At 62.3% G+C, this 20,044-nt stretch carries 9 protein-coding genes and 2 pseudogenes; 3 read left to right on the top strand and 8 right to left on the bottom strand.

What is annotated here, in order from left to right; all coding sequences use genetic code 11:
- Window positions 1-120 precede the first annotated feature (120 nt).
- The 8 genes and pseudogenes from ACK4FZ_RS00780 to ACK4FZ_RS00745 form a co-directional block, all read right to left on the bottom strand.
- A pseudogene (locus ACK4FZ_RS00780) lies at window positions 121-1,036 on the bottom strand (IS3 family transposase).
- Window positions 1,037-1,279: 243 nt separating this feature from the next.
- Window positions 1,280-1,741, bottom strand: coding sequence for a hypothetical protein (locus ACK4FZ_RS00775; RefSeq protein WP_409817856.1), 462 nt, complete (start codon window positions 1,739-1,741; stop codon window positions 1,280-1,282).
- The gene (locus tag ACK4FZ_RS00770) at window positions 1,738-2,394 is read right to left on the bottom strand and encodes a hypothetical protein (protein ID WP_409817855.1); all 657 of its coding nucleotides are present in this window, start codon (window positions 2,392-2,394) and stop codon (window positions 1,738-1,740) included. The genes ACK4FZ_RS00775 and ACK4FZ_RS00770 overlap by 4 nt, the downstream gene beginning before the upstream one ends.
- 96 nt (window positions 2,395-2,490) lie before the next feature.
- Window positions 2,491-2,589 (bottom strand): annotated as a pseudogene (locus ACK4FZ_RS00765) (hemagglutinin repeat-containing protein); the annotation flags it as partial.
- A 147-nt stretch (window positions 2,590-2,736) separates the two neighbouring features.
- Window positions 2,737-3,774 (bottom strand): hypothetical protein, encoded by a 1,038-nt coding sequence (locus ACK4FZ_RS00760; protein ID WP_409817854.1) that lies wholly within the window; start codon window positions 3,772-3,774, stop codon window positions 2,737-2,739.
- Window positions 3,762-13,106 carry a hemagglutinin repeat-containing protein gene (locus ACK4FZ_RS00755; RefSeq protein ID WP_409817853.1) on the bottom strand — a complete coding sequence of 3,115 codons (9,345 nt, stop codon included), beginning with the start codon at window positions 13,104-13,106 and terminating at the stop codon, window positions 3,762-3,764. Before ACK4FZ_RS00755 ends, ACK4FZ_RS00760 begins: the two co-directional genes overlap by 13 nt.
- Window positions 13,107-13,120: 14 nt before the next feature.
- Window positions 13,121-14,788, bottom strand: a complete 1,668-nt coding sequence (locus ACK4FZ_RS00750; RefSeq protein ID WP_409817852.1) for a ShlB/FhaC/HecB family hemolysin secretion/activation protein — start codon at window positions 14,786-14,788, stop codon at window positions 13,121-13,123.
- A gap of 332 nt (window positions 14,789-15,120) precedes the next feature.
- A complete protein-coding gene (locus ACK4FZ_RS00745; RefSeq protein WP_409817851.1) occupies window positions 15,121-16,578 on the bottom strand; it encodes an aminoacyl-histidine dipeptidase in 1,458 nt (485 codons plus the stop codon).
- 270 nt (window positions 16,579-16,848) lie between these two features.
- Here ACK4FZ_RS00745 and ACK4FZ_RS00740 point away from each other — a divergent pair, with 270 nt between their 5' ends.
- The 3 genes from ACK4FZ_RS00740 (at window position 16,849) to ACK4FZ_RS00730 (ending at window position 19,977) form a co-directional block, all read left to right on the top strand.
- Window positions 16,849-17,277 carry a LexA family protein gene (locus ACK4FZ_RS00740; RefSeq protein ID WP_144372131.1) on the top strand — a complete coding sequence of 143 codons (429 nt, stop codon included), beginning with the start codon at window positions 16,849-16,851 and terminating at the stop codon, window positions 17,275-17,277.
- Entirely contained in the window at window positions 17,274-18,539 is a 1,266-nt protein-coding gene (locus tag ACK4FZ_RS00735) for a Y-family DNA polymerase (RefSeq protein WP_409817850.1), read from the top strand. Before ACK4FZ_RS00740 ends, ACK4FZ_RS00735 begins: the two co-directional genes overlap by 4 nt.
- Before the next feature lie 130 nt (window positions 18,540-18,669).
- Window positions 18,670-19,977, top strand: a complete 1,308-nt coding sequence (locus ACK4FZ_RS00730; protein WP_409817849.1) for an NAD(P)/FAD-dependent oxidoreductase — start codon at window positions 18,670-18,672, stop codon at window positions 19,975-19,977.
- Window positions 19,978-20,044 lie beyond the last annotated feature (67 nt).

Genomic DNA, 20,044 nt, shown 5'->3' with positions numbered 1-20,044 from the left:
CTGCGGCCAACCTTGGCCGGCAGCTGCGCCTGACGCACTCGCTTAGCCGCCCCGCTTGCCCAGCAGCCGCACCAGCCAGCCCACTTGGGGGGCGGCGACGTCCCCCCAATCTCAGTAGCACTACGCTTTAGAGTCCAAGGCTAATTTACCGGATTTCTCCGCCAGTAATTTGGCGTAGGCTGCTGGCGTCAAACCACCCAGCGCTTTCTTGGGCCTTTCGTTGTTGTATTCCCTTCGCCAGGCTTCGATCACGACCTGGGCATGGCGCAGACTGGTGAACCAGTGTTCGTTCAGACATTCGTCCCGGAAACGCCCGTTGAACGATTCGATGTAAGCGTTCTGATTCGGTTTGCCCGGCTCAATGAGGAACAGCTGAACACCCCGAGCATGCGCCCAATCCAACATCGCCCGGCTGCAGAACTCCTTGCCGTTATCCGTCCTGATCGCTTTGGGCAAGCCCCGTGTCTGCGCCAACTGGTCGAGAACGCGCGTCAGGTGCACGCCACTCATTGCCCGTTCCGGCACAATAGCTACCGCTTCGTGCGTAGCGTCATCAACGATAGTCAGGCTCTTGATGACACGCCCCTCTGCTGTCCGGTCGAACACGAAGTCCATCGACCAAACCTGGTTGGCCGCCATTGGCCGCACCAGCGGATGACGGTCTGCCACCGGCACTTTCTTGCGCTTACGCCGACGAATTTGCAGACCCGCCTCGGCATAGAGCCGATCCACGCGCTTGTGATTGACCTGCATACCTTCCTGCCGCAGTTTCAGGTAAATCATGCCGGCACCGTAGCGCCGGTGGCGCTGCGCCAGGGTGATGATTTTTTCCTTGAGCGAGGCATTACGGTCTGATCGCGGCTGGTAGCGGAAAGCGCTGGGGCTCCGAGACATTCATGCCACCAAACTTGCTGCGCCGGAGGTAGTAGCTGGCTTCCGAGAAGGCATGCTTGCGGCACAGCTCGGCTACTGGCATGCCGGCCTCTGCTTCGCGCAGGAAGCCGATGATCTGTTCTTCGGTGAATCGTTTCTTCATGTCCAACTCCTTGTCATGGTGGATTGGACGCTAAAGTCACTTGCTACTCAAGATGGGGTGGACGTCGGAATGTGCCTGAACCCGTGTGCTGCCTTCACCGTAGACGTTGATCTCTGCGACCGCCGCATTGCCGATCGGTTTGCCGGTTTTGGCGTCCACCATGTCTGGCAACTGTTTTCGCACTGCATCCGTTTGTCCCTTGAGCTCTTGCCAACAAGCACTTACCAACTTAAGCGCTTTAGATCACCAAGGCCGTGGATTCCCTTGTGTAACGTTTGTGGCAATACCTGTCTCAGGGTCGAGTATATATTTCTGATAAGCCGAACCCATTAACCAAATTGTGGCACCCGGCGTCCAAATTGCATGATCTGGCGGACTACCTGTATCTGGGTTTATATTATTACCACCATCGGGATAATTAATGACAAAGTAGGTGAATGGCCTACGAGCACCATCTTCGCCAATTTCTCGAGCATGGGCATGCAATACATCCCACCAACCTTCCCCACGGACGCTATCATCACGGCGAACTTGCCAAACAAACTCCCCAGAGTGATTAATCATGAATACATTATGATTGCAGGTATCCAGATCATGAAATCCGCGACTCCCACCCCAATCAACCATCAGGATGAAGTTATTAAAAAAACGGACAGAAGAAAAAATGGAATACTCAACACCATTTATAATTTTCTTATAACTCATTTCAACACCCGTGCATTTCCGAACCAATTCGCAAATTCATCTCGAGATAGCGGCCTGGTAGTTATTTGAAACTGCACACCGCCGCCGCCACCATTATCACCAGTCACTACGCCTTTTGCAGCGCCAGGGGATATACCGCCAGCCACACTCACATTCATTCTTGTTCCGGCTGGCAAAGTAACGTCACCAATCATGGACTGCGCCTGGGCAAAGTCGGCCCACGCGCGCGGGGCCTGGCGGCCGAATTCGGCGGTGATGGCGACCTGTGCCCCCACATTGGCCGCCACGCGCTGGGCGTCGAACGGGTTGGCAATGCCGGTTTCGGCATCGCCGCTGCGCACGCTGCTGTTGCCGGCGATGCCACTGATACCGGCGCGGGTGTCGGAGGCGGCGCTGCCGCTGTCTTGCCCGATGCCGGCGCTGCCGCTGGGTTTGCCGCTGCTGACGCCGACGTTGACGCTGTAGCCGCTGGCCTTATAGCTGGCCTGGTTGTGCAGATCGCTGAGGTGGGTGGCCGTGGTGTCCAGCCGGTTGACGCCGGCTTGCACGGCGACGTCGCTGCTGGCGATGACGCCGCCGCTGAGGGTGGTGTCGCCTTTTACCGTGAGCTGGAAGCCGCCGTCGCCGGCTTTGAGGCCGCTTTGTTCGGCCACGTTCAGGTAGTCGCTATCGATGCGGGTGTTGCCGGCGCTGACGCTGCCGCTGGCGCTCCCCGTACCGGCGGCGATGCTAAAGCCGGCGTTCTGTTGGTGGCTGTCGTAGCGGCTACTGTCTTGCAGGCTGTCGATGCGCAGTTGGCCGCCGATGTCACCAGCAACACGCTGCCCGCTGGCGACGGCGCCTTGCAGCGTGGTGGTTTAAACCACCAGACAGATGATGTCGCTGGTGAGACGGGACATCTAATGGGGGTTTAGCACTCCCCTAGGCGCAGGCCATATGCTTGAGCAAAAGTGGCGCCATCCCTACACAACGCGGTACGCATGGCTCGCACCGCGTCAAATGCGGCCCTTTTGTGTAGCACTGGCTTTTAGTGACGCTAGCGATAGCACCTCTTCGTAAACCCCTGGCCAATCCTCGTTAGCACGCTTCACCACACCCTGCATCAACTCGTCCAGCGGTGGCACGGGTTGCGGCGCAGGCAGTTGATGATAAGGCGCAGCCATCAACGGGTGGTCTAGCAAGGGGTTGGCCAGGCCTTCCCATTCGCGTAGCCGGAACAACAACAGGATTTCCACCGGCACCCGTCCCAGGTCCCACTCGGTGCTGAAGTCGTAGAACTTGGTCAACGTGTCGCGTCCGGCCTGGTGGGTATGGCGGTCGCAGGCTGCCAGCAGGCACGGCACCAGCGCCGCCGGGTCTGGCGTACGCCAGTGCTGCAGCAGGGCTTCGTAAATCGGTTCGTCGTAGGCGTAGGCTGGCCAGGCATGATCGGCATCGCCCACCCAGCTGGCAAACAGCCGCAACATGAAAGCCTGGGCCCGACGGTGTTCGCTTTCGTACTGCAGCTTCAGCTGATAGGTGTTATTCAGCGCAGCATGGGCGAGATAACCCTGATAAATGACTGCGTCTTTCCAGCCAAGAATCGAAAGAACCCCTAACATCTCGGCACAAGTCTTCAGATCAAAATTTCTCCAATTACGGTTACTTCTAGATGGTGTTAAAATATTGTCAAACCAATAACTCCAAAAAAAAGATTGCCGAACTCCAATTTCATAATAACGAGCCCATTTTGCAAGCTTATCCAACCAAGCATCATCCAAATGTGCTGTTGCTAAAATAGTCCTAAGCTGCACTCCAGCCAGGCTCTCAGCCGTATTTTTAGTAGCATTTACTTTATTGGGAATTTCTCGCTCAGGGAGTGCATCAGCACGGGTAACGTAGTCACTGATTGAATCAATATCAATCTGCATCGAACTTCTTGGCATGCGCTGCCAACTCTCCTCCAGTTTCCTGATTTTTTTTATAATTGTCTCTCTTGACGGCCACTTAGAACTAACACCTATACGGTCGCATTGAGCATTTACTTTGGCCATGATTCTACCTTAAACGTTGCCACACCCGAGGTGCCCGGCGCTGGCACACCAACCTTTACGGTAACGCCTTGCACTTTAAAAGTACCTGAACTCAGTGCGTCTTTTATCTTTTGAACCATAATCTTGTTCTCTGGAATACTGAATATGGACGGATTATTTACCCAGCCCCGCAACCTCGCCTCCGGATCCCCCGCCGTATTCTTCGCCCCACCAACACCCATCTGGGACGACTTGGCATCCATCACCACCACGGTAATGGTATCGCCGTGAATCGCCACGGCGCAGCCATCACAACCGTGGCCACTGGCGTTTTGCAAAGGCTGAAACTTCAGCGTGGTTTTTTCGTTTAGCAGCTGCAACGCCAAGGTTTCACCCAAATCCCCATCCTGCCTGCCGGCAGTGTGCGACAAGGGAATACTGGCAAAAGTCTGACCAAACAGCGCTTCTACCTTGTCCACTTTGCCAGATGTGTTTGATGCAGGCTTTGTGCCGGCAATCTGCTCCGCTGCCGGCATAACAGGTGCTGATTGCTCTGCTCTATCAGCTATCGGCTTCTGCCCCTCCGGCGCAACCACCTGCCCCTTGGCAGGCGGCACGCCCTGCGGTTTGGCATTCACCCCCTGGCTGGGTACCAGCATACCCGCTGCCATCGCCCTTTGCATGGCACTGGCTTCGCTTTCGCTGATGGCGCCACTGCGTACCGCCGCGTACTCGGCGGTAGCTAGCAGTTTGTTCAGCACCTCCAGTCTTGCGGCCAACTGCAATGCCTGACCACCAGCACTTTGCCCTGCCTGTTCTTGCGCCAACTGCTGCTTGAGCGTGGTTTGGTATTCACTTTGCAACTGCTGAACGACTTCGCGTTGCTCGGTAGGCGGGATACGCGTGAAATCGCCAGATAGCAGCCCGGCGTAGCGGGCGAATTGTGCTTGGCTCATGCTGCCATTCAGCGGCGGTAGCTGCTGATAAGCTTGGGTGAGCTGCGGCAGGTATTGCAGGTTCAGCGCGTCGTTCCGATAGGCCGCCGTGGCACGGTAGTCCATCTGCACGCCGCTTTGATTTTGCAGCGTGGTCAGGATGGCTTCGGCTTGCGGGTCGTTGCCATAACGGACATACATCTCGCTGTTCTGATACGCCAGCTGGGTAAGCAGGCGCTTTTCCCATTCGGCTGCCGTCAGGCCTTGCTGGCCGGCCAGTTTTTTGGCTTGTGCCTGAACCAGACGGACCTGATCCGGATGCAACTGCCGGTTGTTGACATCCACATTCAGCCCCATCGCCGCGCTGGCAGCACCGCCGCTGACCGCCCCCAGCGTGGCGCTGGCCACCATGCCAATGGCTTGCTTGACGGCGGCGGGCAGGTCGCTGCTGTCCAGTTGCTCGCCCAGCTTGGGCATCAGGCTGGCACTGCTGGCGGCACCGGCTGCCCCGGCCACCCCGCCAGACAGCCCACCCAGCACAGTATGGCCGGCAACGCGGTAGGCGCCGCCCTCGGCCCATTTGGCGGCTTCCTCGGCGTTGCCGCTGGCTTGCGCTGCCTGGTACTGCGCCTGGGCAAAGTCGGCCCAGGCACGCGGGGCCTGGCGGCCGAATTCTGCGGTGATGGCGACCTGGGCCCCCACGTTGGCCGCCACGCGCTGGGCGTCGAACGGGTTGGCGATGCCGGTTTCGGCGTCGCCGCTGCGCACGCTGCTGTTGCCGGCGATACCGCTGATACCGGCGCGGGTGTCGGAGGCAGCGCTGCCGCTGTCTTGCCCGATGCCGGCGCTGCCGCTGGGTTTACCGCTGCTGACGCCGACGTTGACGCTGTAACCGCTAGCCTTGTAGCTGGCCTGGTTGTGCAGGTCGCTGAGGTGGGTGGCCGTGGTGTCCAGCCGGTTGACGCCGGCTTGCACGGCGGCATTACTGCTGGCGATGACGCCGCCGCTGAGGGTGGTGTCGCCTTTTACCGTGAGCTGGAAGCCGCCGTCGCCGGCTTTCAGGCCGCTTTGTTCGGCCACGTTCAGGTAGTCGCTATCGATGCGGGTGTTGCCGGCACTGATGCTACCGCTGGCGCTCCCCGTCCCGGCGGCGACGCTAAAGCCGGCGTTCTGCTGGCGGCTGTCGTAGCGGCTACTGTCTTGCAGGCTATCGATGCGCAGTTGGCCGCCGATGTCGCCAGTGACACGTTGCCCGCTGGCGACGGCGCCTTGCAGCGTGGTATCGCCACCGCTGCTCAGCGTGAGTTGCTGGCCGGCGTTGACGTGGGTGTTGCTGTAGGTGACGTCGCTGCCATCGGCGTGGCCTCGGCCCTGGCTGGCGCTGAGGGTGGCTTGCGGGCCTGCCGCCGTGTTCCAGCTAACACCAATGCTGCCGCTGCTACTGCTATTGCGGCTGTGCTGCTCGGCGGTATTGCGGGCGGCTTGTAGCGTGATCTGGTCATCGGCTTGCAATAGCGCGTTGCCGCCAGCTTGCAGCTGGCTGCCTTGTACGGTGAGGTCGCTGGCTTGCCCTGCCCCCGTGGCGCGCAGGCTGAGGTTGCCGCCGGCGGCCAGGGTGGATGCCACCGCCTGGTCGCTGCTTTGCGTGCTTTGGCTGCTGCTACGGCTGCTGCCGATACTTGCGCTAACGGTGACGCCGCCCAGCTGCCCAGGCTGGGCGGCCACGTCTTGCGCGGCGCGGTAGGTGGCTAGCCCGGCACTGGCGGCGGCCAACGCTTGCATGCGGGCGTCGCCGGTCTGGCTGGCGGCTTGCTGCATGCTCTGCACGGTTTGCACAGCGCTGACAACCGGGTTGCTGATGGCCACGGTGAGCCCGCTTTGCTTGCTGTAGCTGCTGCTGTCCACCCGCGTTTGCTGGCGCGCCTCCTCGATGGTGATGCTTTGCGCCTGCACATCGATATCACCCTGTGGCGTCAGTACGCTGGAACCGGTCTGGCGGTAGGCCTGGCCGGCTTGTATCGACACATCGCCCTGCACGCTGCCGATAGTGCTGCCCACTGCTTGGGTGGTGGTGACGCTGTTGGCGTTACCTTGCGCAGCTTTGCCGATGGTAAAGCCCAGCCCGCCGCTGCTCATCAGGCCGGATTTTTTCTCGTCGCGGCTGTGGCTTTCGCTGCTGCTGTTCTGTGCGGCGGCGAGGGTGACGTTACTACCGGCGCTGAGGGTGGTGGCCAGGTCGCTGGCGATGCTGCTGCCGGTGACGGTTAGGTCTTTGCCGGCGCTGACGCTGACGGTTTGGCCGGATAGCTGGCTGCCGATGGCCTGGGTTTGGTCCAAGGTGTCGCGGGTGGTGGTGCTGCGACTGCTGAGCAGGCCCTTCTGGCTGTTGTGGTGGGTTTCGTCCAGCTGCATCCGGCTTTGCCCGGTGGTGATATCGACACTACCGCCGGCCTGCAGGCCCAGATGGCCTTGCGCACTGCTGAGGTTGGCCGCCGTGGCGTGCACATCGCCACCGGCTTGCAGGTACAGGCTGCCCTGGCTGCTGATCTGGCTGCCATTGTCCTGTTGTTGCGATTCCTGCAGCGCGTTACCGGGTGCCCATTGCGCCTGGTGGCTGCTTTGGGTGGTGAGGGTGGCGAGCTGGAGATCTTTGCCGGCCTGTAGCAGGGTCTGGCCGGCGGCCGCCTGGTTGACGATGGTGGCACCCTGCAGTGTGAGATTGCCGCCTGCGCTGGCCAGTAGCTGACCGTTGCTGCCACTGAGGTACAGGCTGGCGATTCGATCCAGATAGGTGCGCTGGTCGTTGACGCCGTCGGCTTGCCGGGTGGTGCTGGCCAGGGTGAGGTCGTTGCCGGCGTGAAGTTGCAGGCTGTTGCTGGCGCTGATTTGGCCGCCCAGGTTGTGAAGGTTATGGCTGGCTTGTACCTGGATATCTACCGCACTGAGCTGGCCACCCTGCTGACTGAAGTTGGCCGCCCTGATGTCTACCAGGCGCCGCCCGGCAATGCTGCCGCTATTGTTGAGGTCTCCCGCGAGGGTAAGGTTGATACGGTCGCCGGAGAGCAAGGCGCCATCGGCTTGCAGGTCACCCGGCGTGGTCCGGACGTAAAGGCGTGGCGTCAGCACGCTTTGCTGGCTGCCATCGGGCAGGGTGAGGGTTTCGCTGACCAGCCAGACGATGTCGCTGCTGAGACGTGCCATCTGTTCGGCGCTGAGCGCCACCCCAGGGCGCAGGCCGTACTGGCGGGCAAAGGTGAGGCCGCTGTCCATCAACGCGCGATATTGTGCTTCGTCGCTGGCGTAGCCATCCAGGAAGCGGCGGCCGGTAAGCTGTGCCACTTGGTCGCGGATGAGCTTTTGCTCGTAGAAGCCGTCGCCCAGGCGCTTCTGGCTGGCGGCGGGGTCGTTGGCCAGCTGGCTCAGCATGTAATCACTACTGAGCCACTGGCCATACTGGGTGAAACGCGGGTCGGTTTGTACCAACACCTTGGCTGTACTTTCGGGTTGGTGCTGATAAAGGCTGCTAGCCGGCAACGTGAGGCTGGGGCCGCTGCTACGTACCACGCTGGGCGAGGTGGTGCTACCGGGTACCGGCGGCAGGATGATTTCGATAATGACAGGCAGATTTGACTGGCTCGACTGGGCCGGACTTGCCACAGTAGCGGCGCTGATTGTGGGCAGATTCGGGTTAGGGGCCAGTTCAGCAGGCGCTGCGTTACTGCTTTGCAGAGCCTGATTGGCAAGGGTAATGCCTTGCTGCAAGTTGACGCTGCGGCGTTCGGTATTGGTAAAAGGACTGCTATCGTTGCGGCGGATGTCACCTTTGAAGCGGCGGCTTTCGACGTAGGTATAGATATCAGTGCCTTGGATGTCGGTCAGGGCATCTGCTGGCTGCGAGATATTGTCGAGCGTGGCGCCTTGTACGACAAGGGCTTGTCCAGCAAGGATGCGGCTGTGATTGCTGCCGCTGCTGCCCAAGGTAACCACAAGGTTACCACCTGCCATGATCTCGCCGGGCTGGCTAGCGGTAATGACCGGGGTTCGGGTACTGCTAGTGCTGTCCCGATAGCGCCAGTTGTCAACCCACTGTGTACCCGCACCCAGTTGGCGGACTGGACGGCCAAACGGGATGCTCAAGGGAGCAAACTGCTGAATGGCCGTGTCCAGCTTGTCGTGCGCTACTTGGTAGTCGCTGTCATGCCATTGCTTCCAAGTGTTCCATTCGTCCAGTTCCTGCTGTGTCACAGGATGATCGAAACGAATGGTTTTAGTGCCTGAACCTTTTTCCGGTGGCGGATCCAGCGTGATGGTGTAAGTCGTCTGCCCCAGGGTAATATCCGCAGACAGTCGACCGGGGTTGTCGGCAGACAGCGCAGGCTCCTGCGAGGGTGGTTTGACATTAAAGGTAGCCCAGATGGGATCACTGCTTGGATACCAGGCGCCAGCGACTTTGGTCGTGCGACAGTTTTCATCGTGACCACAACGGGTGTAGCTATAACCTTTGCTGAAATCCGGAAAGTGCTTGTAATAAGCAGCAAATTTCTCTAGCGGGTAGTTCGGCGACAGAATCAGTAGTTTGCGGTAGTCATCATCACCCAGCCAGTCGGTTTGTTCCGGCCTGACATAGACAATGCCCCCAGTTTCATGCTTGGCCAGCACAAAACTAGCCGGATCGAGCGCTACGCCGTTGAGATAATGGGTAACACTGCGGGTGCTTTCCCCTATCTGATAGCCGTATTCCAGATGGCTATCACGATTCTGCAACGTGCCCGTACCCAGCGTGAGTTGCCCCAGCGCCTCGATACGCGCGCTGGCATTGTCCAGGCTACCCGCCAGGCCATTGGCACGGTTGGCCGCATCCAGCGTGCCACCAATCACCATATCGCCGGCACTGAAAATCAGGGCTTGCTCCAGGTTGTTGATCTGGTTGGCGGCAATATCCAGCTGCTGCCTGGCGGCGATAACGGGGGCGACGTTACCATCGCCCATATTGTTGAGTGTGCCAGCCTGGATGGCCAGATGATCGCCATACAGCCTGCCCCCTGAGAGGTTGTTGAGCACGCTGGCATCAATGCGGGTAAGTTGCCCATCAATCAAGCCTCGATTATCCAGCTGGCCGGGTGTGTGTACCTGTGTGTTGCCAGCCTGAATGCTGGCAGCGGCCTGATTATCGATGCTGGCAGCGTGGACGGCCAGCTTGCCTGCCGCCCGCAGTGCGCCCTGATTGTTCAAGGCTCCCTGAATGATCAACTGGACATCATGGCCGGCTTGCAGTTGGCCGCGATGCTGGTAGTCGCCGGTAATCTGCAATTGCAGATCACGCTGTGACAGCAACTGCCCCTGCCCTTGCAAGCTGCTGGCCTGTACTTGTAACGCTTGTCCTGCAATGAGCACACCTGCTTCATTGTGAACAGCCAATACACCGCTGCTATCCGGGCGCAAATCCAGCAGCCCCCGGGCTGACAATTCGCCGTGCGCATTCGACAGCTTACCGAGCTTGAGGCTGAGATCCTCGCCGCGGATAGTGCCTTGCTCGTTAAGCAGCTGTGCTGACTGCAACTGAATGGCGGCCGCTTCAATACCCGTATCGGCTTGCTGAGTCTGCTGATTGCTGATGCGGGTAGCCTGTGCCTGCAACTGGCCGTTGCTGCGCAAAAGCCCCCCGTCGTTCTGCAAAGTGCCTGCAACAGCCAGCGTCAGATCGTTGATGACCTGCATCTGCCCACGACGGTTATCCAGATTCTCGGCGGTAATGCCCAGCTGCCCTCCTGCCCACAACTGTCCCCCGCGGTTATCCAGTTGCCCAAGCTGCAACCGGGCAGCCTGCCGAGCCATCAGCTTACCATCGCGATTGTCCAGCGTGCCGGAGTGCAGAGTCAGGCCTGCCTGGCTTTGCATCCGGCCGCCAGCCGTGTTGTCCAGCCACTGACCATGGGTATCTATTTGCAGCGCCGCCGCACTGTCTATTACCCCGCCAACGTTGTTGAGCGCGCCGGTCAACAGCTGCCCGCCCTGGCTGCCAGACAGGATCGCGCCGCCATGGTTAGTCAGTAGCGACTGGCGACTGTCCAGCATCAGGCCGTCACCAGCCAACAAACCGCTGCTGTTGTCCAGGCCGGAAGACAGTACATGCAATGCCTGTGCCGACTGCATGCGCCCGCCTTGATTACGGACGGCGCCACTGGCCTTGACACTCAGCACCAGTCCGGCAGCCAGCTGCCCGGCCTGGTTATCCAGGCTGGCCACCTCCAGGTTTAACGCTTGCTGGCTGCTCAGCGTTCCCTGCGCGTTCTGCCAGTTACCCAGGGTTTGTGCCGTAATGCTGCCACCGCCGACGTAACCTTGCCGGTTATTGACGTCGGCAGCCCGTAACTGCAGGTTGCCCGCCGCCGTCATGCTACCTTGTGCGCTGTTATCCAATAGACCGCCAGCGTTCACCGCCAGGTCGCCACTCCCTTGCAGGCGACCACTGCGATTGTCCAGGCTACCCGCTTGTACTTGCAGTTCACCCGCACTGGCAAGCAGCCCATTGCGGTTGTCCAGCCCGCCCTGCACTTGTAGCCGACCGCTTTGCTCGCCGGTCTGCAACAGACGGCCACCCTGATGCGATAGCTGCCCGGCATGGATGTCAAGCCGACCGGCCTGAGTCATCGCGTGATCCAGTGCCAATTGCCCGGCCTGCAATTGCAGCAGGCTGGGTGTCACGATGCGACCACCCGAGCCATCGAGCACGTGGGCTTGCAATGCCAATTGCCCGGTACCGGCATGCTGGAGCAGACCCTCGCGGTTATCCAGCCGGGTGCCAGCCAATGACATCACATTCGCATTGCCGGCGATGCGCCCCTGATAGTTATCAATACTGCCAGGCAATGACCACTGCATGACACCACTGCCCAGCTGCAACCATTGCCCCTGGCGGTTGGAAAGGTTATGTGCTGTCAGCTGCAGCTGCTCGCCCTGAATGTTGGCCGCATCACTGATCACATCACCACTGGCACTAACCTGCAAACCGGCCTTTGCATCTACCTGGGCTGCAAACAGGCGTACGTCGCCCGCACTGGCCGCCAGCTGCATGTCATGTGCCGCGACCGTACTACCGGACAAATCCAGCGTTTCGGAGCTTACTGCAAGCTCACCGCTGGCAAACAATTTGCCTTCCCAGCGCGCCGCACCGGATACCGTGGCTGTCAGGGCCTGTTGACCCACCAACTCACCATCCGTCTGCAGGCCAGAGGCCAGAATGGCCGTACTGCTGGCTTGCAGGCTCCCGGCCTGCAATTGCACATCCTGAGCGCTGGCCATCAAGCCCTGGTTGGCCACTTCGCCCTGGCTGTTTAGCTGTAACAGGCCTTGTGCATACACCGTCTGCTGATTACCTATCGATGTCGCATCCAGTTGCATACTGCCCTGTGACATCACGCTACCGCTGTTCAGCAGTTGCCCATCGGCCTGCAGCCGCAAACCGCCGGCACCGGCCACCAGTTTGCCGGCGTTGCGCACCCCCAGGCCGTGTTCGGTGCCGACCAGCACGATCTTGCCGGCGTACATGCCGCCCAATGCGGCTACGTCCAGCGCAAATACCGGCGCCGGCCCGCTGGCGGCGAGCGCGCCCTGCCCGCTGCCGTCTGCCGCATACGCCTGGCTGCCGGTGCCCACCTGCAGCTGCTGCGCCCAGACGCCGGCGTTGGCCGCCACGCTGCGCGCAAGAATGGCGGTGTAGTCGCTGGCGCTGGTATCCAGGCCATTGCCACCGATGCTGACCTGCCCGCCGCTGACGCGGTAGCCCTCCAGGTTGCCGCCGTTTATCACGGGCGTGCCGCTGGTCAATACCGTCCGGCTGGCATTCAAAAAGGTGGCGCCGCTCACCTGCAGGCCAGCCGGATTGGCGATGATCACCTCGGCGCGCTGGCCGGCCACTTCCAGCGTGCCGCGCAGCAGCGACGGGTGCTGGCTGTTGACCTGGTTGACAATGACGCGGGCGCTGCCGCTGGCCAGCCACGGGTTGGCCGCCACCCAGCCGGCACTTTGCGTCTGCACATTGACGCGGCTGTTGTTGAGGATGGTGCCGGCGTCGCCGGTATCGAACTGGCGGTACTGGTTGAGCGATACGCCGGCGGCGGACGGGGTCTGGATGTTGACTTGCACCGCGCCGCTGCTGGTAGTCAGCACTGTCGGGCGCTGACTACCCGGCGCCGCCGGGTCGGCCACGATCTGCGCGGCGGCAGGCAAGGCCCACACCGCCCCCTGCGCCAACAGCAGGCAGGCTACCAGCGGCCGCAGTGCCGCAGACAGGCGGCCAACTACAGGCCGGGCACGAGTGGGTGACGCATCGGCACCCTGTTGCGGGGTGATTTCGGCCACTGCCATCAGCATGCGGCGGTGGGCGTTGAAAACAAGGCGGTAGCAGTGCTGGTTCATCGCGCGGCTCCTGGCTAAAACTGCAGATTCAGGCTGACACCGCCGGTGGTGCGGGCGGCGCGCAGGTAGTCGGGGTAGCCATGCGGCTGGCTGACAAAGGCGTCGTAGGCCAGGCGGCCCAGCCGACCGCGCACGCCCAGCGTGGTGCCGGCCAGGCGTTGGCCTAGCAACAGCGTGGCGCTGGGGCCGGCCACGCGGCCGTAGTCGTAGCCGAGGTACAGTTCCTGCCCGGCCAGCTGCCAGCCCAGTTCGTTGCGCAGCAACCAGCCGCGCTCGGCGCTGAGCTGGTTTTCACCGTTGTAACCGCGCACCGTGTAGCGGCTGCCGATGGCAAAGCGGTCTTGCGGCACCAGCGGGCCGCGGTTCCACTGCGCGCGCCAAGCCAGGCCATAGCGCAGCTTTTGCCCGCCCAGCGCAAACGGCGCGTCCAGCTGGGCATCGGCCTGGTATAGCCGTGGGCGCGAGCGGCCTTCGCCAAAGGCTTCTTCCGGCGCCGGCATCGCATTACGGGCACCGGTACCGCGGCGGTATGTGAGGTTGACGTCCAGCGTGGCGCTGCCGATGAACTCGCGCCAGTTGGCGCCGGCCTCCCAGCCGGCGGTGCGGCGGCGCTGCACCTCGATTTCGGTGTCGTCGATGAAGTTGCTGCTGCTGCGCTGCCAGCCTTTGAGTGACAAACCGAGCTTGCGCACCGCGTTGCGGTACACCAGCCGGCTGAGCTTGAGCTCGCTGGTCTCGCTTTTGCCGCTGTAGCTGTAGCTCTGGCTGGCGCCGGCTACCGCCTGGTGGTAGCGATGCTTGCTGCCGTTGTAAGCCAGCAGCCAGTAACCGAACGGAATGCTGTAGTGCCAGGCGTAGCCCTCGCTGCCGCGTTCGCCGTCGGCACCGCCACCCAAGTCGTGGTTGTGGGTGAAGTAGAACAAGTCGTTCAGGGTAAACAGGTGGTCGTAAGACAGCGTGGCGCTGCCCTGGTACAGGCCGGTGCTCTTGCTGCCGCCGTCGTCCACGCTCAGAGTAATGCGGTAAGGGTTGCCCTGCTGCCACTGGATCACCAGGTCGCTGTCGCCCGGCGCGGCGTCGCTGGCGGCGGCCGGTTCGATACGAATGTCGGCCTCGGCCGTGGGTACCCGCTTGAGGTTTTCCAGCCCTTGTTCGATGTCGCGCAGGTTCAGCAAATCGCCTGCCTGCATCGGCAAGGCGTTGGCCGCGTGCAGGCGCTCGGCAGCCGGCTGCGCGTAGCGTATGTCGCGGATGCGGCCGGGGATCAGCGTCAGCGTTAGCACACCAGTCGCCAGCTGCTGCGGCCCGGCCAGCACACGGGTGGTGATGTAGCCGCGCGCCAGGATGGCGGCCTGTACCCGGTTGATGACCAGGTTGATGCCGGCCACGTCCAGACAATGACCCGCCAGCAGGTCGTCATCGCCGTTGCTGTCGCGGTCGGCTGCCGCCAGTGCCCACTGGAAAAGGTCGGCGCTGTCGCCCTGCAGGCGCAAGTCGCTGATGACAAAGCACGGTGCCGCGCCGCGCTGGTAGCGTTGCAGTGTTACCGGCGCTGCGGGCTGTAGGCGCACATCGGGCGCGTCGGGCTGGGGCAGCTGCGTGCTGCGCTGTTGCTGCAGCTGCTGTTCGCGGGCGTCGAGCTGGGCCGGAGTGGCGATCTGGCCGGTTTGCGCCTGCGCCATGAGGGCCGGCAGGTACAGCAGCCAACAATAAAGGAATGGTCTTGAGAAGTGATAAGTGGGCATGGTTTGTAGCCGACAGACAGAGTGGCAAGCCGCTTTGCCTTTCGATAGTTTTTGTTAAAACGCCTGATGTTATTTAAATCAAATCAGCACTGTAACAAAGCCCATCGCCATGCCGCAGATATCTATAAATGACGTCGCTGCCGCTTTGTCTCCTATTGGCATCACCTCGTCATGCAATAAACCAGCCGCAAAAAAAGAAACACCCTGCCCGGGTGAGGGACAGGGTGCAAACGGGCGCGATGCCCGTGTCAGGGGAAAAGTCTGGCGACTCAGGCTTTGGCCGGTACCGCCGCCAGCACTGCTTTCAGCAGCTGCCAGGCGTGGCCGACCGAGGCCACTTCCACGCGCTCGCCCGGAGCGTGTGCACCACGGATATTGGGGCCGAACGACACCATGTCCATCTGCGGGTACTTGGCGCCGATGATGCCGCACTCCAGGCCGGCGTGGATGACCTGTACGCCCGACTCGGCGTCGAACTGCTCGCGGTACACGCGCTGGAACAGCGCCAGCAGCGGCGACGCCGGGTTCGGCGCCCAGCCCGGGTAGCCGCCTTCGGTTTCGGTGTTGAAGCCGGCCAGCTGGAACAGCGCCACGATTTCGGCGGCCAGGTTACGGAAGCCGCTATCCAGCAGCGAGCGCACCATCAGGTTGGCAAACACCTTGCCGTCGCCAATCGCAATCACGCCCAGGTTGTTGGAGGTTTCCACCACGCCGGCCACGCGCTGGCTCATGCGTTTCACACCGTGCGGGGCGGCGTGCAGCGCGGCGAGGATGGCCGCCTGATCGGCCGGCGCCATCACGCTGGCGGCAGCGGCAGGGTTGGCCGTAATGGTGACGCCTTCGTCCACGCCGGCCAGCTCGAAGCGCATCAGCGCCTGGTAGGCATCGATAGCGGCCGCCACTTGCTCGGCCTGCGCGGCCGGGTAGGCCACCACGGCAAAGGCTTCACGCGCCAGCGCGTTGCGGGCGGTACCGCCGTTGAACGACACCAGACGCAGCGGCAGCGTCGCGGCCAGCTCGTTCAGCAGGCGGATCAGCACCTTGTTGGCGTTACCGCGACCCAGATGGATGTCGGCGCCGGAGTGGCCGCCCACCAGGCCGGACACCACCAACTGCTGCACGGCGTAACCGGACGGCAGCGCTTCCTGGGCGTAACTGCGGCGTACGTTGACGTCTATACCGCCGGCGCAGCCCATGTAGAACTCGCCCCACTCTTCGGTATCGATGTTGATCATCATCTGGCCTTGCAGCAGCGACGGCGACAAGCCCAGCGCGCCGCCCATGCCGGCTTCTTCATCCAGCGTCATCAGCACTTCCACCGGTCCGTGGGCGATGTCGTCGGTCGACAGCACGGCCAGGCCCAGCGCCACGCCGATGCCGTTATCGGCGCCCAGCGTGGTGTTTTCCGCGATCAGCCAGCCGTCTTTCAGCACCGGGCGGATCGGGTCGTTGAAGAAGTCGTGCTCGGTGCCGGTATTGGCCTGGCACACCATGTCCAGATGGCCTTGCAGCACTACGCCAACGCGGTCTTCCATGCCCGGCGTGGCCGGCTTGCGTACGACCAGGTTGCCCACCTCGTCCACGGCGGTTTCCAGCCCGCGCAGCTCGGCCCAGCCCTTCAGGTAATCGCACAGCGCCTGCTCGTGCTTGGACGGGCGCGGGATGTCACACAGGGTCTGGAAGTGTTCCCAGACGGCACGGGGTTCGAGTTCGGCAATGTTTACCACGACAACAAGCTCCTTTGCGGTATTCAGGGGGCAGCTCACGGCCTTGTGCGCCATGAACAAGGGGCGGCCGCTGTGCCGCCCCGTCAACAGGTTGATCGTAATGTAACACGCTGGCCGCAGAGCGTCATTTGCACTAATCGGCCAGTTTTCAGCAGCAAACCGCAACAAAGCCGCAGTTTCGTCTATCGATCACGCAGCGTAGTGCCGGTCTGATCGCGGCAGCTTGGCAAGGCATTTGAATTTGTACATAATCAAAAAAAGGAGATTGCCATGCCTGCCACCATCCTGCCCCACCCTGCGCCATCCGCCTGCCGGCTACCGCTGTACGGCAGCCGCGTCGCCGCCGGTTTCCCCTCGCCGGCAGACGACTATCTGGAAGGCCACCTCGACCTGAACCGCTACCTGATCGACGACACCGCCGCCTGCTTCATGGTGCGCGTCAGCGGCGACAGCATGCAGGATGCCGGCATTCACGACGGCGACCTGCTGGTAGTAAACCGCAGCCTGCCGGCGCGCCACGGCCACATCGTGCTGGCGGTGCTCAGCGGCGAGTTCACCGTCAAGCGCCTGCACCAGCGCGACGGCCGCACCGCCCTGCTGCCGGAAAACCCGGCCTACCCGCCCATCGACATCGGCCCCGGCCAGGAGCTGCATATCTGGGGCGTGGTCAGCGCTTGCGTGCGGCGGCTGCTGCCATGAGCCAGTTTGCGCTGGTGGACGGCAACAGCTTCTATACCAGCTGCGAGCGCGTATTCCGCCCCGACCTAGCTGGCAAACCCATCGTCGTGCTCAGCAATAACGATGGCTGCGTGGTGGCACGCAGCGCCGAAGCCAAGGCCTTGGGCATCCCCGGCTTTGCGCCTTATCACCAGGTGGCCGAGCAGTGCCGCCGCCACGACGTGGCGGTGTTCAGCTCCAACTACGCGCTATACGGTGACATGAGCCGACGCATGATGCAGGTAATCGCGCGCTGGGGCGTGCAGCAAGAGGTGTACAGCATCGACGAATGCTTTCTGTACCTGGACGGCATTCCCGAACAGCGCCAGCACGCCGCCAGGCTGCGCGCCGACGTGCTGCAAAGCGTCGGCATCCCCTGCTGTGTCGGCATTGGCCGCAGCAAGACGCTGGCCAAGCTGGCCAACCACGTGGCCAAGACGCGGCCGCAATGCCAAGGCGTCTTCGGCTGGGACTGGCTGGCACCGCACTATCAGCAGCTGCTGATGAGCCGGTTGGCCGTGGGCGAAGTGTGGGGCATTGGCCGGCAGTTGGCCGCACGGCTGGCGGCGTGCGGCATCCGCAGCGCGCTGGACCTGCAGCAAGCCAACGTGGCCGACATCCAGCGCCGTTTCAACATTGTGGTGGCGCGCACTGTGGCCGAGCTCAACGGCGAAGCCTGCGTCGGCGCCGACGACATCCACGCCGACAAACAACAATTGATCTCCAGCCGCAGCTTTGCCCGGCAAGTCACCGATTTCGATACCCTGGCCAGCGCCATCAGCCACCACGCCGCCCGCTGCGCCGAAAAACTGCGCCGCCAGCACGGGCTGGCCAACCTGGTGGGCGTCAGCATCCGCACCAACCGCTTTCGCGAACAAGACCGCCAATACCGCGGCTGGATCGCCGTGGCACTGCCCGGCGCCAGCAGCGACAGCGCCGACCTCACCCGCGCCGCGCTGGCCGGCCTGCGCCAGATTTATCGCGACGACTGCAGCTACAAAAAAGCCGGCGTGGTGCTGATGGCGCTGGAAAGCCACCACCACAGCCAGCAAAGCTTGTTCGGCAGTGCGGCCAACCCGCGCCGGCAACAGCTGATGCAAACGCTGGACCGCATCAACCGCCAGTTTGGCCGCGGCACGCTGAGGTTGGCCGCAGAAAGCCTGCACGACGGCTGGGCCATGCGCCAGGAGCTGCGCTCGCCACGCTGGACCACGCAATGGGACGAGCTGCCCTGCGTTCGCTAGCACGGCTTCCGGTTGAGAAAATCCGGATGTTTACATAAGAAAGTGATGATTTAACTCACGCATACTCCTGACGCAAGCTAGCAGCTGGCCGGTATTCACCCCGCCACTACGCCCGCAACAAGGAGAACCCATGAACGCACGCACCCACCACGGCAGCCAGCCGCGCAGCCCTTCGTACTACAGCGCCACCATCGTGCAGGAAAGCGATTACCCGATGCTGCAAGGCAGCGTGGACGCCGACGTCGCCATCATCGGCGGCGGTTTCACCGGCGTTGCCAGCGCCGTGGAGTTGGCCGAACGCGGCCTGAGCGTGGTGCTGCTGGAGCAGAACAAGATCGGCTGGGGTGCCAGCGGCCGCAACGGTGGCCAGGTCACCGGCAGCCTGTCCGGCGACGAAGCGATGCGCAAGCAGATGCGGCAAACGCTGGGCGACGATGTAGACGACTTCATCTGGCAACTGCGCTGGCGCGGCCACGACATCATCCAGCAGCGCGTGGCGCGCTACGGCATTGCCTGCGACCTCAAGCACGGCCACCTGCACGCGGCGATGAAACCGTCGCACATGGCCGAGCTGCAAGCCAGCTACGACGAGGCGCAGCGCCGCGGCATGGGCGACGACGTCACCCTGCTGGACGCCACCGGCGTGCGCGAGCACCTGGCTACCGATATCTACTGCGGCGCCCTGAAAAACCGCCGCAACCTGCACCTGCACCCGCTCAACCTGTGCCTGGGCGAAGCCCGCGCCGCCGCCAGCCTGGGTGCCCGGCTATACGAACACACCGAGGTGCTGGACATCGTGCACGGCCCGCGCCCGGCCATCGTCACCGCCCACGGCCGCGTTAACGCCCGCCACATCCTGCTGGCCGGCGACGTGTACCACAAGCTGGCGCAAGACCAACTGGGCGGCAAGATCTTCCCGGCCATGGGCGGCATCGTCACCACCCGCCCGCTGGGCGAGTTGGCCCAAACGCTGAACCCGCACGACCTGGCAGTCTATGACTGTCGCTTCGTGCTGGATTACTACCGCATGACCGCCGACGGCCGTCTGCTGTTCGGTGGCGGCGCCAACTACAGTGGCCGCGACTCGCGCGACATTGCCGCCGAACTGCTGCCGTGCATCGAGCGCACGTTCCCGCAACTGAAGGGCGTGCAAATCGACTACCAGTGGAGCTGCGCCATGGGCATTGTGGTGAACCGCATCCCGCAGCTGGGCAAGCTGTCGGACAATGTGTGGTACTGCCAGGGCTACTCCGGCCATGGCGTGGCCAGCAGCCACATCATGGGCGAGATCATGGCCGAAGCCATTACCGGCACCCTGGCCCAGTTCGATACCTTTGCCGCCTGCAAACACATCCGCGTACCGCTGGGCAGCAAGCTGGGCAACCCGCTGCTGGCTGCCGGCATGTGGTACTACCAGTTGCTGGAAAAGCTGCGTTGAGCTTGCCGGCCAGCGAACAATCGCGGCATCCGGAAACTGAAATCTTGTAGGGTGGCAAGGATGAGGC

It is taken from the genome of Vogesella sp., assembly GCF_046297735.1.
Classification (GTDB): domain Bacteria; phylum Pseudomonadota; class Gammaproteobacteria; order Burkholderiales; family Chromobacteriaceae; genus Vogesella; species Vogesella urethralis.
The sequence above is the reverse complement of the archived record's forward strand: the minus strand, read 5'-3'. Positions and strand labels throughout refer to the sequence as shown.